This is a genomic window from Candidatus Merdisoma sp. JLR.KK006 (assembly GCF_036941035.1).
Classification (GTDB): Bacteria; Bacillota; Clostridia; order Lachnospirales; family Lachnospiraceae; genus Laedolimicola.
In genome coordinates this window covers 1-15249 of record NZ_JAYMNS010000051.1, presented here as the reverse complement: position 1 = coordinate 15249, position 15249 = coordinate 1, and the positions used below count along the sequence as shown (strand labels likewise).

The window sequence follows — 15249 nt, the reverse complement described above, 5'->3', positions numbered from 1 at the left end:
CTGGGGAAAAGAAAATTGTCTGAGATTACCGCAAAGGATGTGATTGACTGGCAGAATGAAATGCGCAGTCAGATGGGGAAGACGGGGAAACCTGTATCACCCACTTATCTGAAAACCATCCATGCACAGCTTAGCTCTATCTTTAACCATGCCATCCGCTATTATGACTTGAACATGAATCCAGCCAAGAAAGCAGGAACTATGGGGATGGAGGAGGCTAAGGAAATGTTGTTCTGGACAAAGGAGGAATACATGAAATTTGCCGAAGAAATGATGGATAAGCCTCTTTCCTATTATGCTTTTGAAATGCTTTACTGGTGCGGCATCCGTGAAGGGGAACTGTTAGCGCTTACACCTGCGGACTTTAACTTTGAGGACCAGACCGTAGTAATTAATAAGTCTTATCAACGCTTAAAGGGACGGGATGTAATTACGACACCGAAAACAAAAAGGAGCAACCGGATAGTAAAGATGCCTCAATTCTTATCTGATGAAATGCAGGACTGCTTAAATTTGTATTACAGCTTAAAACCGGATGATCGACTTTTTCAGGTTACAAAGCACTATTTATCCCATGAAATGAATAGAGGATGCAGAGCGTCGGGAGTAAAACGGATTCGCATTCATGATCTGCGTCACAGTCATGTTTCGCTCTTGATTGATATGGGGTTTACCGCATTAGCAATTAGTGACAGAGTAGGGCATGAAAGTGAAAAGATCACATACCGTTATGCACACTTGTTTCCGTCAAAACAGGCGGAACTGGCAGAGCGTCTCAATTTTGAGCGGACAGGCGGCGAGATTGGGGAAGAAATGGAAAAAGGAGGGGATGAGTAATGTCAGCAAAAACACTGGACGGAAAAGGACGCTGGAGAAATAAAACCGTGGCATTTCGGGTGTCACCAGAGGAAGATGAACAGATAGAGGCTGCTGTTCATTTGTCAGGATTAACAAAGCAGGATTATATTGTTCGGAGACTGCAGGAAAAAGAGATTGTTGTTGTAGGGAATCCCAGAGTGTACAAGGCTCTTAAAAATGAGTTGGCAAAGGTGCTTAATGAATTGAAAAGGATAGAGACAGGAGGGGATATTTCTGAAGAATTATTGGATACGATTGAGTTAATTACACGAACTATGCAGGGGATGAAAGATGGACAGTAAAAAATGCCTTTAAGTGTCGGCAAACACCTAAAGGCAGGGACTTGGTAGAATAACCCAAATCAAACTACAAGACTATTCTACCAAAGTCCCTATAAATCCTCAATAAAAAGGATATATGATTTAAAAAAAATGAGTATTAAAAAATGAAAAGGAGAAAAGACAGCATGAAATCAATATTTGAACAGTTGGGCGGTACATATCACGAGGAAAGCGGATATCTCATTCCTGATTTAGAATTACCAGCCGAAAAAGAAAAACCTATCGGCGTCTATGGACAGAGACATTTGCAATATTTAAAGGATTGTCATAAGGGGATTTATCTTAATCTTCTTATAAGCGGCAGATTGAATGGTTATCTTGCCGATATAGATGAACAGGCGAGGGATATGTTTTTTCGGCTGGTAAATGAATATGCCGAGAGACAGGGGGTGACAGAGCAGTTAAAGGCAGAAGATCAAATGCTCTGGGTTTACAAAATAAATGCGGTCCGTAATGCCGCAAGGGAAGTCGTGAATAAGGAGCTGATTTTTGTATAGAAACTCTTTTGATAAAAAGGTATGATAAAAGGCTCTGTACGGCTTATGCACAGGAGCCTTTTATTCATCTTCAAATATTGTCTCATTCATTTCGGGAAAATCCAACAGCTCGGATACGGTCATGTTAAGGCCGATTGCAAGTTTATGGAGCGTTTTCAATTTGGGATTTTTGGTTTTGCCGGACATGATATTTTCAACGGTAGACTGCGTTATGCCGGATAAAGTGGCCAGTTTGTTTGTGGTTATGTTTTGGGCCTCACACAGCCTTGTGAGCCTTAAAACAATAACATCTGAATAAGTCATAAAGATGCTCCCTTTTGTACGAATCAAGTTGAGTATAAAAGGAATCCGGTTATAAGGTTAATGGTGTACCGTTGATAGCGAATTATTCATCCTCAAATGCGACCTCATTCATTTCAGGGAAATCAAGCAGTTCAGATACGGTCATGTTAAGGCCGACTGCTAGTTTATGAAGTGTTTTCAGTTTAGGGTTCTTTGTTTTACCCTTGATCAGATTATCAACGGTAGATTGTGTAATGCCTGATAAAGAGGCTAATTTATTTACAGTGATATTTCGCTCGGTGCATAATTCAGTTAGTCTTTTGATAACAGCGTCTGAGTATGTCATAGAATCCCCTTTACCCGTGTATGGCTGATAAAAGTATAGGAGATTTTGGAAAAAGATATTAACGGTGTACGGTTGGCTTGCGAGATAAAATATGGTAGATTAACGGTGTGCGGTTATGTTGAATTTCAAAATAAAGTGTGCAGAGGGTGATTTATATGAGATTCATAGACTTAGATGAGGACCAGATAGAGTTCCTAAATGCTTATATGGCGCTGTCTCAAGAGGATAAACGACTTGCGGAATATATAACAAGAATAGGAGCCAGTAGAATTTTATCCAGTGAAGAATATAAAGATTTTTTGGATTTGTTGAAAAAAACAGAAGATTAAATCATGTAATTGAATAGGAAAATATCGGTTAGTGGATAGAGAACTGATCTCGGTCGGGATATAGTTGTTCTTTTTCGGTTGGTGTAGAAAACGGGCTTTGAATATGGAAGCCGTTACATAGCATTTCGAAATTAAAGTAAGGCGAAAACGTCTTATTTTTCGTAGTGTTGTGTAGCGGTTTTTTTGTTTGGGTGAAATCAGGGATTGACTGTGGGGTCTTGCGAGAAGTGGGAGATATGGAGATTTTTTAGACCAACGAAGGAAAGCTGGAAATTGTACGTTGTATGAAAAGTTCTTTTAATAGCTTTCAAAAGAAGAGTGGACACAAGAGTAGATGTCCACAGGTGTAGCGAGCATCGGATTGTGTTGACCACAATCCTTGCCCACGCTAAAGCGTGGGCGCATCCACACCGCTTGCAGGTGTGGACGAAGTTAGGCGACACTCTATACTTCGATTCAGTTGGTGATGGGCAGATATCCACTGAACGTCTAGCACACCTAAATGCTATGTTAAAAAGAAATATAAGGCTGGAGGATTGTAAAATGAGTAAAGGAAAATTAGAGCAGGATAAGAGAAATTATAAGGTATATATCCATTTTACCAGTGAGGAAAATGGGAAAATAAAGCAGTATGCGGATGCTTGCGGCCTGTCCGTGTCGGAGCTTTTGCGTCAGATATGTATGGGATATGTACCACAGCCAAAGCCGGAAAAGGAGTTCTGGGAACTGTTGAAGATGCTGTATGAGGTTCATGAAATCTTTAAAATGTGTGTTTTCTTTTATCCTATGGCTATTGAAACATGTAAAGGAATTGAAGATTTTATTATAAATCTGCAAAAGATATATACCGCTCCAAGGAAGATTGATGTGGATGAATGGATACGGAAAGGGGAGAATTGATATGGCGACAACGAGTTTATGGCACATCAAAGGGCGGTTAAAAGATTTGATTGACTATGTGGAAAATCCGAAAAAGACAGTATCCGATCATAGTATGCAGGACTTCTTTCAAACATTTTCTTATGTGAAAAATCCGCAGAAAACAGGTAATGGAGAGTATGTTTCTGCTATTAACTGCTTGAAAGAGATTGCTTTGCAACAGATGATTCTGACAAAACAACAGTATCAAAAGGCGGACGGATATATTGCGTGGCATGGATACCAGAGCTTTCGGCCAGGGGAGGTATCGCCTGAACTATGCCATGAAATCGGTTTGAAACTGGCGAGGGAAATGTGGGGAGATAAGTACCAGATTATTGTAACTACTCATCTTGATAAAGAACATTTGCATAATCATTTCTGCTTTAATTCGGTCTCTTTTTTGGATGGAAAGAAATATAACTATTCTAAGTCAGAGCAGAAAAGATTGCGTGATGTATCCGACAGGCTGTGCAGGGAATATGGTCTGTCAGTTATAGAAAGACCAAAGAAGGCACCGTCAAGGGAGCTGTATCTTGATGAAAAGGGCGGAAAGCCGACACGTTATAATATTTATCTTGAGGACTTGAAAGAGGCGATTAATGGGAGCAGAACAGTAGAGGCAATGGAAAAATATCTGATACGAAAGGGATATGAAGTGGATTTTTCGGGCAGGCATTGGAGGATGAAACTGCCGCAGTATTCACATTATACAAGGCTGGATACCATAGATGAGAGGTTGACGCCTGATTTTATACGTTCACGTTTGGGGGCATATGCGAGATATGGGAATCGTCAGGCAAAGATAACCTATTCGCCTTATATGCCTGAAGAATATAAGAATGCTTGGGAACCAAAGCAGAAAACAACAGGGATTCTTGCACTTTATTATTATTGGTGTTATCAGCTGGGGATACTTCCGAAGGGGACGGACTATAAACCGACCAGTCCATTTATGAAAGAAGAACTGCGGAAGATGGACGAGATTACTGCGCAGTTAAGATACTTGGTGGAGAATAATATTGTTACAATTTCGGATTTATATGCTGACAGGGATAAGAACCAGTCGGAAATGGACAGACTGATTGACTATCGGAGGCATTTGCAGAATAAGATACGCAGGGCTTTACCAGCCGAAAAAGAAAGACTTAGGGATGAAAAGCAGGATGTGACGGAGCAGATAATGGAGATTCGTAAGAGGTTGAAATGTGTTAAAGGGATTGAGGAGCGTTCTGTGAGGATTGATGAGAGGATGAATGATTTGTATGAGAATGAGCAGAAAGCAAAAGAAAATAAGTACAGTAGAGTGGATGAAATAGAACAAAGGAAAGACTGAAATAGCTTGATTTATTTGGTTAAGTACATGGGGAATATAAATTTTATTGTGAAAATGATTCAGTTATAGTATAATTTAATTGTTAAAAATTAACAAAATAGTTTGTTGCTTTTAGGCGATGTAGAGTTGAAAAATATCGCACCATTGGTGCGAGAAATGAGGAAAAGTATGAATAAAATAAAAATAATAGGTTATGAATCTAAATGGCATATAATAAGGAATCTTTACTGGAAAAAGGGGAAGGAATTATTGGGAAAAACTATTATATAAGCATTTTCAAAAGTCATGTAGAAAAGTTTTCTGGAATAAAAGGTTATTTAGTAGAAAATTTGTAATGCTTAAGGGGGATAGATTATGAAATTTAAAAATCAAGGTGAGTGGAAAAATGGATATAAGCATGATGGACTATTATTTTTTGCACAAAAAATAGAAGAAATGCTTGGATATTATACTAATCATTTGTACAAAGTTCCGGTATATAATTCATATTTTTTAATGAGGGAATATTTACATGTTGCGAAACTAGCAGATGAAAAAGTAATAAATGATGGACATTTGAAATATGTATTAGATGAGTTTATTGAATCATTTGAAAGAGATATTGTAGTAAAAAATAATATTTCAGAAGATGAGATAAATTATATTATTCAACGCTTGATGAGTACATCAGTATTAGACCAAAAAAGGATAGTGCATTACCTATATCATTATTTTGTAAATTATTATGAGATGTGTGTCGCCTATCTAAAAAAGATTGTAAAAGAAGAAAAGGAAAAGAAAAAAATAGAAAAAGCATTGCGCTGTTACTTGCCGTTCTTGATTGGAGGGGGATATAGTCAAGAATACATATATTATTATTGTAATGAAGTGTTTGGAAATGGGCAATCTGGAAGTATGGATATGCTAGATTTATTTTTGTCTAGATTCGATTTTAAACACAGAAAATATACAGTATATGTGGCGTTGATTAAAAAGGTAGAACAGTTTAAGTCTGTTTTTGAGAATAGGATGGATGCATTTGTAGGAGAGGATGATTATTCACAAAAACTTAGATATGATAGGAAAAAATTTTTTGTTGCAAGATTTGAAACAGAGCAATTGGATGAAAATAAGGCGGCACAACAAATATATGAAAATGTAAATTTGTTTATACGATTTTACAAATTTTTAGGCGACAGACGAGAAGAGTGGTTTTTGAAAAAATGTTTGGTTAAAGATGAAGAGGGTAATTGTGTTCCGCTTGATTTGAAACCTCAAGGATATTCCGTTTCTGAAGATTATGATGATAAAACAATTGGGACGGTTTCTGAAGTGGTTTTAACCTCTTTAATTGGAAATGCACATGATACATTTCGTGTAGTTGATAAGGTGTTACAAAATCATAATATGGCAATTGAAAATCCAGATATGAAAACTGCATTTTTAAGTTTATGGTCTATATTAGAAATTATAGGTATTTCAAAACGTGATGATACAAAAATGGCAGAAATTGAAAAATCACTTATTCCTGTTTTGCAAAGTGATTATGCAAATGATATTTTTAATGAACTGCATGACTATGTTAAGGCAAACATATCTAAAAAGGACTATAGTGAGATTATAAAGGATGTTGAGGAAGAAGGAAATGATTATTTAAAAATTGCATGTATTGTGATTTTAGAGAAGTATAATGGAACAAGGGAGAAATTGTGTCAGATGTTAGAAAATTATCCGTTGATTAGAAGTAGAATAAGTCAGCTTAATGAGGTATTTAAACAAAAAAAGATATTTCTAAATGATTTAGATAGATATACCCGAAGATTAAAATGGCATTTACGCAGAATGTATAGGACAAGGAATGCCATAATTCATTCGGGAGAGAATCCAGAGAACTTAAAGGCATTAGGAGAACATTTGCATAGTTATGTAGATGAGCTGTTATTAGAAATTATTATGCAATTAACACGCAAAAAGAGTTTGGGGACCATAGATAATGTATTAATTTCATCCGAATTTAACATGGATAATATAAGAGCAAAATTTAATTCTAAGGATGAATTAAAAATAGAAGATATAAGATGTTTGTTGGAATAAGCTATAAAGGCCTAAAATCTATAATATAAAAATGTCTGCATAAAATTTTAAGTTGAATTTTACATAGTTTTTGCATATAATAAACTATGAAATAAGGGATAGTTTTTATAGTGAAAAGAGGTGAAAGTATATGGCAAGTATTTTACCTGTATCAGATTTGAGAAATTATAATGAGGTTTTAAAAAATTGTCGAACAGGAGAGCCGGTATTTCTTACTAAAAACGGGAGGGGGAGGTTTGTCGTGCTTGACATTGAAGATTATGAACGTGAGCGTGCGGAAAAGAAACTGTTGATGAAATTGCAGGAGGCAGAGGAAATAGTTAAAGATGGAAATGGATGGCTTAGCCTTGAAGAGTTGAAAAACCTTGTGGAGAAATAAATCATGTTAAAATTACGAATAAATCCTATAGTTGTGGATGACTTGAAAGGAATTCATGATTATATAGCAGAAGATAACAGTGAATATGCTACTAAGACTATTCGTGAAATTTATGAAAAATTTGAAGATGTCCAAATGTTTCCGGGAATAGGGGCGGATCTTTCAAGGAGAGTTAGCTTTCGGACAGACTATAAATATGTTGTTTGGACAGATTATGTAATTATATACAAAATTAATGATGAGTATGTAGAGATTTATAGAGTAGTAAATCGGTATCAGGATATAACAAGGATTTTTGATAACAATTAAGTGATAACAAAATGATAACACCAATTCGTAAAGACCATACGAATAGGACATTTGTACAAAAACAAAGCCAAATAGAACCAAATCACCCATACAAAACAGTATAGAATCAATCTTTACTTTGCGAGTTCGAGTAACGGATTATCCCGAGGCACACCCGAATATCCTGTGAGGGCAATTTGGGGCAGCCCCAAAAAGAAAATAAGAAGTAATAGAATGACCTTGTAGAGAGGAAAAAATCCTTTCTATAAGGTCAATTTTATTTGAAGAGATAGGAGAGAGAAAGCCTTGAAAATAAAGGAATTTAAGTGGTTTAGGTGTAAATACGGATTGAATTTAAGAGTGGAATTTCCTGTGTTTTTTGTTCTCGATTTATTTTTGGGAGAAATGGGGAGAGGATAGGGAAAATTGCCCTTAGAGGATAATCGGGTTTGCCCCTGAACATGGAGATTTCCCCAAAAACCACTTTTGGGAGCTGATTTTTGGGATTTAGTTTTTGGGAGTGCCTGTAAAATGGGGATTCTTGTTTCCCAAAAATAAAATAGCTGTTTTGCCGTTTTTGGGAGTTTTGGCTTTTGGGAAAAGGGTAGCTGTTTTTGGGGATTCTCCCAAAAGTGATAGTACCATTTTGGGGATAAGCTGTTATATGCCTGAATACCTGTAATTCCTGAATATGGAGGTGTCTCGCTGTGAGAAAGAAGAACTTTAAAGGAAGATGTGTTTGAAGAATTTTATTTTAAAGGATAGGAACAAAGGAACTCTGGATTTCAGGCTGGAGTTCCTTAATATCCCCTGTCAGACCTTGAAATCAATGGGGGTTGATAGTATACTAAAAGAAGCAGAGGGAAGGAACCATAGGGATGGCAAAGAAAACACAGGACTTAAAACCAGATACAGTGCTAAAGAATTACTGGAGCGGTAATGAGCAGTTTGCCGATCTCTTCAATGCAGTGCTGTTTGAGGGAAAACAGGTCATCAGGCCAGAGGAGCTGGAGGATGTGGATACGGAGGAATCCTCTGTATTGGAGCATAAGGACTATGCGGAGAGCATCAGGGCATCCAGAGACAATATAAAGGTAAGTAAGAGATCCACCGCATTTGGAGTGGAACTTGTAATGCTGGGAATGGAATCACAGGAGCATATCCACTATGCAATGCCTATGCGGATCATGGGATATGACTATGGCACTTATAAAAAGCAGTATGATAGCAATGCTAAGAAATATCAGACAGCAAAGGGGCTGGAGGAAGATGAATACCTGTCGGGGATGAAAAAGACAGACAGGTTCACACCAGTCATTACGATAGTTGTCTACTATGGCGAGAAGCCATGGGATGGGGCAGTATCGCTCCATGGGATGTTAAATATTCCCGAAGAGATGAAAGAATTTGTGAATGACTATAAGATTCTGCTTGTGGAGGCGAGGGAAAACAGCCTGACACTCCATAATATGAAGAATGTGGCTTTTTTCAATTTGATGAAAGTGATTCTTGATAAAAGCCTGTCAAGGGATGAAGCAAGGAAAAAAGTCATAGACTATGCAAGGGAACACAAGGTAGATAAATCTGTGATTATGACAGTGGCAGGAGCAACAAACTGTAAGATTGATTATAATGCATTATCTGAGAAAGGAGACTTTGATATGTGTACTTTGTTTGATGAAATTGCAAAAGAAAACGAAGCAAAGGGCATTATCGAGACAGGACTTGATTTTGGGCTTTCTGAAAATGATATATTGAAAAGGTTGCAGGAGAAACTGAACCTGTCATTGCAGATGGCACAGGAATACATCAAAATGTTCGGTAAGCAGACAGTGTAAGAAGCTGACTGTAAAGGCATTATGAATCCCCCAAAGATGGGGGATTTTGTCTTTTGGAGCCAGACGGTCTGAATTTAAGAAAGACCACACTCTATGATTAATTATGATGCTCCACTGATTAGAATTATTGGATTCCTTTCACAAAAACAGAAATCACGCTTGTCACAGCCATGCAAATGCCACCAAGCAGAAAAATCATACTAAAATTTCCACCCGCAATGGGTGAAATAACATAACTGGGAATCAGAACTGCACCGAAAATTTGAATCGTACCAATCACCCCGCCGGCAGTTCCGGCATAAACCGGGCCAATGCTCTCTAGCTGTACCGGAAGTCCCATTAGAGTGGGAATCGTTCCCCCAAGAAATGTGCCTGTGAAAAAAAGCATCAGAGCTATCAGGAGAATTCCTGGCATCTGCCATGCAAAAGCGACACCAATCGCAGACAAAATAGCAAATAAAAATACAGTCTTTTTCTCTATTTGTAAAAATCTTCTTTCTTTTATTCTAGTACAACGAATATTAAGTTATTGGCAGTTTGACTTGCCCATTTTCCTGATAGCACTACTCCCCAAGCCTCGCCGTAGCCACCGCTACGACTGCGTTTGTGAAGCAGCACTCTCAGAAAAATATTCTGTGTCAAACTATCCAAAACTTAATTTTCGTTGTACTAGACCGGACGGGCAGGTACTTACATCATAATCTCTGTTGTCCATTACTCCATGTATGTATGGGAATTTCGCAATAGTTGCACGCAGATTCTTAATGCGTTTTCCACAATCGCCCCACTGAACCAGTACTTCCTTTCCTTCCTCAATTTTTTCAACATCCAAAATCGCATGTGAAATCATGGTATGGAAATGCGAACTATAGGTTGGATCTGCAGAAATACCGATAACATTCCCCTCTGCATCTGTTACATAGTCCTGATGACCTCCTGCCGGCTGAGGATCTGCACAAGGCATATCCATGTATTTGTAGGGTTCATCTGTAAACTGTGAGCGATAGACATCTGCCAGATCATCCGCATTAAACTCCAAAGTTACAAGTTTTCTCTTTGGACTTGCAATTTCTTTTTCCAGCGCTTCCCGCCCCACAAATTCATGGTCAAACTTCGCCATCCATGCCCAGTCACATTCAACCGGTGTGCGAAAGCGTGCACGAAGATCTTTTGGGTCTACGCTGCCCCGGCAATCCATTTGGAATGGTGCAGATGCACAGAACTCCGGACACTGATACAAAGACAACTCGAAATTAACCGTCATCTGAGCAAAACCTCCAAATGTATGATTAACCGTATAATCTTTCCATCCCATCCGTTTCATTCCCATAGGTTTCAAGAATCTTTTTGAACTCTTCTAATACAGGCTTTGTATAATTCTGATTTTCCGTTAGCTTCACAAATTCACGCATCAGGCTCAGTTTCATTCAATCGCCTCCTCTTTTCTTTTCATGAGACTGCCCCAATTGGCAGTCTCATCATCCTACAGAATGATCCTAGAAATATGAATAGTTAAATACAGCAATTCTTCCCGTGAAATATCCACCTCTAAAGAACCTTTGATGTAATTACCGATTTTGTTTGCACAGCTGTAGCCCTCCGGTGATTGAACGATAATCTGCTCAAATATAGCCAGATCATTACCAGAAAGCATTTTATGCTCCAAAACACGCTGCAGGAAAAACTGAATATGTGTGACAAAACGGGAATAGTGAATGGAGCTTGTTTTGATTTTCCCGGGAAAAGTAAAGCACACAATATTTGAGATATCTTTTAACATCCGTACTGCCAGCATGGTCCGTTCCATATCGGGATTTTCCGTCTGGGCATTTACCAGATGGAAAGCAATATTTCCTGCTTCCTCCTCCGGTAAATGAACGCCGAGTTTTTTATTTATAGAATCAATCATCTTCATTCCCAGAGAAAATTCCTTTGGGTAAAACTGGCGGACTTCCCACAACAGCCGATTTTGTAGTATAACATGCTTTTCCAAACGTTCCAATGCAAAAACCAGGTGGTCAAATAGGGTGATAAAAACCTGCTCACTAATTGCTCCCGGCATAGCTTCGTCAGCCAGACTGATAGCCAGATGAATTGCCTCTGCATAGGATTCCGGGACATTTTCCAACATCTGTTCCCAGTCACGGACTGCTTTTTTATCTTTCAGCAGAAAAATTTTTTGTATATTTTCGCCCTTTAATGTTTTACCGGCTTCATTGCAAAAGCGCAGACCCTTCCCCATAACAATCTGCTCACGTCCATTTTCATCTTCTACAAGCAAATAGTTATTGTTCAGTATTTTTAGTACCCTCATGACACAACCCTCTTTTACTTTATCCCTATTTTACAGGGAATTCCCATTTTCTTCAATGATCTTTTGATACCAGAAGAAGCTGTCCTTCTTAATCCGCTTCATTTCTTTTAGATCAAACTCATCACGATCCACATAAATGAAGCCATATCTCTTTTGATAACCCTGATGGGTGCTGACAACATCAAGAGCCGCCCATGGGCAATAACCAAGCATCTCAACACCATCCGTAATTGCCAGCCGCATTGCATGGAGATGCTGACGGATAAATTCAATTCGATAATCGTCATGTACCTGACCGTTCTCCAGCTGATCAGGCGCTCCGATACCATTTTCTGTAATCAGAATAGGAAGGCGATACCGTTCATACACTTTCCGAAGAGTATATCGGAAACCTTCCGGATCAATTACCCATCCGTATTTCGTCTTGGACACAAAGGGGTTTTCCGCAGCACGGTAAACACCCTCTTCGCCCAGCATAATCTGCTGATCTCCGGCTCTTGCGGACACATCGGAACTGTCTCCTCTGCTGGCAGCAATTGTTGCTGTGGAATAATAGTTCATTGCAATAAAATCAGGATTTGCACCCATAAGAATCTCTCGATCCTCAGATGCAGATTCCGGAGCCAGATCCCGATGCTGCAGATAGCTCCATGCCAGTGGATGGTACCAGCCAAATACCGGAACATCTGCAAAATTCCAACAGCGAAGCACTTCCCAGTTATGGGCCGCAATGGAATCATGAGGATTGCAGGTTTCCGGATACATTGCCGTCAGATTCAGCGCCGGTCCAATCTTACCCTTTGGACACAGCTTATGACACAGCTTCATGGCTTTCGCCTGCGCCAGCATTAGATGATGATTTTGCTGATATAATTCTTTTTTGGAGGGAAGCTTTCCGCCTTTTGGCAAGCCAATAGCTCCCGGATGCAGAATCATCGTATTCTGTTCATTAATGGTAAGCCAATAAGTCACATCATTTCCAAAATGGGTAAATAGCACTTCTGCATAAGCTGCAAAAGCATCAATAGTCTCCCGGTTACTCCAACCGCCTTTTTCCTCCAGACTATAAGGCAAATCGAAATGATACATAGTAACAACAGGCTCTATCTTGTATTTGCGGCATTCTTGTATCACATTCCGATAATGAGCGATTCCGGCAGGATTTACTTCCCCTGTCCCATCAGGGATAATCCGTGTCCAGGCAATGGAAAACCGATAAGCTTTCAGTCCCATTTCTGCAAATAATCGGATATCTTCTTTATATCTGTGATAATGATCACTAGCCACCTTAAAATCAGCATATTCTTTTGGGTGCTCATACATATCGATGATGGACGGACTTTTTCCATCCTCATCCCAGGCGCCTTCTACCTGGTAGGCAGAAGAGGATGCTCCCCAAAGAAAATCTTCCGGAAAATCATTTAATTTAGAATAAAGCATATCTGTACTCCTTTTTAGTCAATTACTGGACAGTTAAGAGAACATCTCCAACCTTCACATTGCCGCTGGCATTCATATGAATCGAATGAAACTCTGCCGTATTGGTGATAAGGATCGGAGTTACCGTATCATATCCATCTTTCTGAATTTGTTCCTGATCAAAAGAAACCAGCAAATCTCCTTGCTTAATTTTTTGTCCTGATTCTACATGTGCGGTAAAATGCTTTCCTTCCAGATTTACCGTGTCGATTCCAATATGAATCAGCAATTCCACGCCATCTTCGCTAAGCAGGCCAATGGCATGTTTGGTATCAAATACAGTTGAAACAGTGCCATTTACCGGCGCATAGACTTTTCCCTCTGACGGAATAATCGCAGCCCCGTCTCCAAGAATTTTCTGTGAAAATACGGCATCATTTACTTCTGAAAGAGGAATGCATGTTCCGTTGACAGGCACAGCCACGGATGCTGGTCCGGAAACCGGTTTTGCGGCTGGCTTAGTCTCTTTTCTGGCCTGCTCCGGATCTGCCGGTTCATCAAATCCCAGAATCCATGCTGCCGCAAAGGCTGCTGCGAAAGAAATGATACAGGTAATGACTGCATGTACAATGTTCATGGGGTTTGCGCCAATGAAAGCAGGAAGCGCCGCAAGACCCGGAGAGACGAATGCGTAACGTACCAATCCGGAAAGGCCTGCATAGATACCGCCGATACCGCCGCCAATCATGGAAGCAATAAATGGCTTCTTTAAACGAAGCAACACACCATAGAGACATGGCTCGGTAATACCCATAACCGCCGTAAAGCCGGAAGAGCTTGCCAACTGTTTTAACTGGCTGTTTTTGGTTTTTAATGCAACTGCAAGGGTTGCACCGCCCTGTGCGATATTAGATGCCAGCATACCAGGTCCATTGACGATCTCATATCCAAGAGAAGAGATCTGAACGGTAGCAATCGGTGTCATAGCCCAGGCGGTACCTGTCAGTACCAGGAATGGCTGGAATGCACCCATCAGCATGGGGAGAAGCCAGCTTGCTTTTGCATTGATGATATTGGCACCGGCTTCAATCACAGAATTGAGGAAGCTTCCAAGAGGTCCTATAATCACAAGTGCAATCGGTACCGAGATAAACAGGATAATAAGTGGTTTCAGGAAAAATTTGATAATGGATGGCGTGTATTTCTCTGCAAATTTTTCCACATATGACATAAGCCATACACTCAGTATAATCGGGATTACAGAGTAGGAATAATCTACCAATTGTACGGGAATATGGAAAAAATCAACTCCTTCACCGGCGGAAACCATGCCCGTCCATGTGGGATGAAGGAGGGCACATGCCAGTGTCATTGCCAGGACCGGGTTGCATTCAAATTTAATTGCCGCACCATATGCAAGAAGTACAGGCATGAAATAGAATGCTGCGTCAGAAATCAGGTTTAAAATTGCATAGGTAGAACTGCTGTCATCCAGGCCGCAAAGCACAAGGATCGACAGTACGGCCTTGATCATACCACCTCCGATAAGGGCCGGGATGACCGGTGTGAAAGTGGTTGAAATCACACTGATAATATTAGTGATGATTCCGGACTTTTCTTTCTCATCATCGGAAGAAGATTCGGAAGACGATTTTGCTGCGGTTCCTCCCATTTCATTGATCAGTACTCGATAAGTAATTGGCACATCATTTCCTACAACTACCTGGAACTGGCCTCCCTTTTCTACTACGCTGATAACACCGGGAGTATTTTCGATTGCAGTTTTGTCAACCTTGCTGCGGTCACAGAATTCGAAACGAAGTCTGGTTGCACAATGTGTCAGCTTGCTGATATTATCTACTCCGCCTACCAACGGGAGTAAATCATATCCTAATTTTTTGTAATCCATAAAAAGCTCCTTTCATTGGTCTGTTTTGGACACAAAAAAACCACGTCAAAAATACGCCATCAGACGTATCTTTTGCGTGGTCTTGCCTGCATTACCAGTAACAGCCATTTGATTTTGATATA

The 15249-nt window shown here is 39.5% G+C and carries 18 protein-coding genes; 10 read left to right on the top strand and 8 right to left on the bottom strand.

From position 1 onward, the window contains the following. The 3 genes from VSQ61_RS21915 to VSQ61_RS21905 all read left to right on the top strand — a co-directional run. A partial coding sequence (locus tag VSQ61_RS21915) for a tyrosine-type recombinase/integrase (protein WP_334346466.1) occupies positions 1 to 837 on the top strand: 837 nt, incomplete at its 5' end. Continuing rightward, the gene (locus VSQ61_RS21910) at positions 837 to 1160 is read left to right on the top strand and encodes a plasmid mobilization protein (protein ID WP_334346465.1); all 324 of its coding nucleotides are present in this window, start codon (positions 837 to 839) and stop codon (positions 1158 to 1160) included. The genes VSQ61_RS21915 and VSQ61_RS21910, both read left to right, overlap by 1 nt. Before the next feature lie 164 nt (positions 1161 to 1324). Beyond that, on the top strand, positions 1325 to 1696 hold the full coding sequence (locus VSQ61_RS21905; protein WP_334346464.1) for a TnpV protein: 372 nt from the start codon (positions 1325 to 1327) through the stop codon (positions 1694 to 1696). Positions 1697 to 1756: 60 nt separating this feature from the next. Here VSQ61_RS21905 and VSQ61_RS21900 read toward each other — a convergent pair whose 3' ends face one another. Beyond that, entirely contained in the window at positions 1757 to 1999 is a 243-nt protein-coding gene (locus tag VSQ61_RS21900; RefSeq protein ID WP_334346463.1) for a helix-turn-helix domain-containing protein, read from the bottom strand. Between the two features lie 82 nt (positions 2000 to 2081). Continuing rightward, a complete protein-coding gene (locus VSQ61_RS21895) occupies positions 2082 to 2324 on the bottom strand; it encodes a helix-turn-helix domain-containing protein (RefSeq protein ID WP_334346462.1) in 243 nt (80 codons plus the stop codon). Between the two features lie 872 nt (positions 2325 to 3196). On the opposite strand from VSQ61_RS21895, the gene VSQ61_RS21890 reads away from it, so the two are divergent. The 7 genes from VSQ61_RS21890 (at position 3197) to VSQ61_RS21860 (ending at position 9485) form a co-directional block, all read left to right on the top strand. Then, positions 3197 to 3553: a plasmid mobilization protein gene (locus VSQ61_RS21890; protein ID WP_334346461.1), complete on the top strand. Its 357-nt coding sequence runs from the start codon at positions 3197 to 3199 to the stop codon at positions 3551 to 3553. 1 nt (position 3554) lies between these two features. Further along, positions 3555 to 4907 (top strand): relaxase/mobilization nuclease domain-containing protein, encoded by a 1353-nt coding sequence (locus VSQ61_RS21885; RefSeq protein ID WP_334346459.1) that lies wholly within the window; start codon positions 3555 to 3557, stop codon positions 4905 to 4907. A gap of 354 nt (positions 4908 to 5261) precedes the next feature. Next, complete coding sequence (locus VSQ61_RS21880) at positions 5262 to 6980, top strand: hypothetical protein (RefSeq protein ID WP_334346458.1); 1719 nt, start codon at positions 5262 to 5264, stop codon at positions 6978 to 6980. Between the two features lie 130 nt (positions 6981 to 7110). Continuing rightward, a complete protein-coding gene (locus VSQ61_RS21875) occupies positions 7111 to 7359 on the top strand; it encodes a type II toxin-antitoxin system prevent-host-death family antitoxin (RefSeq protein WP_334346457.1) in 249 nt (82 codons plus the stop codon). A gap of 3 nt (positions 7360 to 7362) precedes the next feature. After that, entirely contained in the window at positions 7363 to 7668 is a 306-nt protein-coding gene (locus tag VSQ61_RS21870; protein WP_334346456.1) for a type II toxin-antitoxin system RelE/ParE family toxin, read from the top strand. 718 nt (positions 7669 to 8386) lie between these two features. After that, the gene (locus VSQ61_RS21865) at positions 8387 to 8587 is read left to right on the top strand and encodes a hypothetical protein (protein WP_334346455.1); all 201 of its coding nucleotides are present in this window, start codon (positions 8387 to 8389) and stop codon (positions 8585 to 8587) included. Continuing rightward, positions 8526 to 9485 carry a transposase gene (locus tag VSQ61_RS21860; protein WP_334346454.1) on the top strand — a complete coding sequence of 320 codons (960 nt, stop codon included), beginning with the start codon at positions 8526 to 8528 and terminating at the stop codon, positions 9483 to 9485. Before VSQ61_RS21865 ends, VSQ61_RS21860 begins: the two co-directional genes overlap by 62 nt. 124 nt (positions 9486 to 9609) lie before the next feature. Here the strand turns inward: VSQ61_RS21860 and VSQ61_RS21855 are convergent, their stop codons facing one another. The 6 genes from VSQ61_RS21855 to VSQ61_RS21830 form a co-directional block, all read right to left on the bottom strand. Continuing rightward, positions 9610 to 9900, bottom strand: a complete 291-nt coding sequence (locus VSQ61_RS21855; protein WP_334346453.1) for a hypothetical protein — start codon at positions 9898 to 9900, stop codon at positions 9610 to 9612. Between the two features lie 228 nt (positions 9901 to 10128). After that, complete coding sequence (locus VSQ61_RS21850) at positions 10129 to 10749, bottom strand: hypothetical protein (RefSeq protein ID WP_334346452.1); 621 nt, start codon at positions 10747 to 10749, stop codon at positions 10129 to 10131. Positions 10750 to 10774: 25 nt separating this feature from the next. Continuing rightward, positions 10775 to 10912 carry a hypothetical protein gene (locus VSQ61_RS21845; protein ID WP_334346451.1) on the bottom strand — a complete coding sequence of 46 codons (138 nt, stop codon included), beginning with the start codon at positions 10910 to 10912 and terminating at the stop codon, positions 10775 to 10777. Positions 10913 to 10968: 56 nt separating this feature from the next. Beyond that, positions 10969 to 11799, bottom strand: a complete 831-nt coding sequence (locus VSQ61_RS21840; protein WP_334346450.1) for a PRD domain-containing protein — start codon at positions 11797 to 11799, stop codon at positions 10969 to 10971. A gap of 30 nt (positions 11800 to 11829) precedes the next feature. Beyond that, positions 11830 to 13239: a glycoside hydrolase family 1 protein gene (locus VSQ61_RS21835; protein WP_334346449.1), complete on the bottom strand. Its 1410-nt coding sequence runs from the start codon at positions 13237 to 13239 to the stop codon at positions 11830 to 11832. Positions 13240 to 13261: 22 nt separating this feature from the next. Then, entirely contained in the window at positions 13262 to 15127 is a 1866-nt protein-coding gene (locus tag VSQ61_RS21830; RefSeq protein WP_334346448.1) for a beta-glucoside-specific PTS transporter subunit IIABC, read from the bottom strand. Positions 15128 to 15249: the final 122 nt, after the last annotated feature.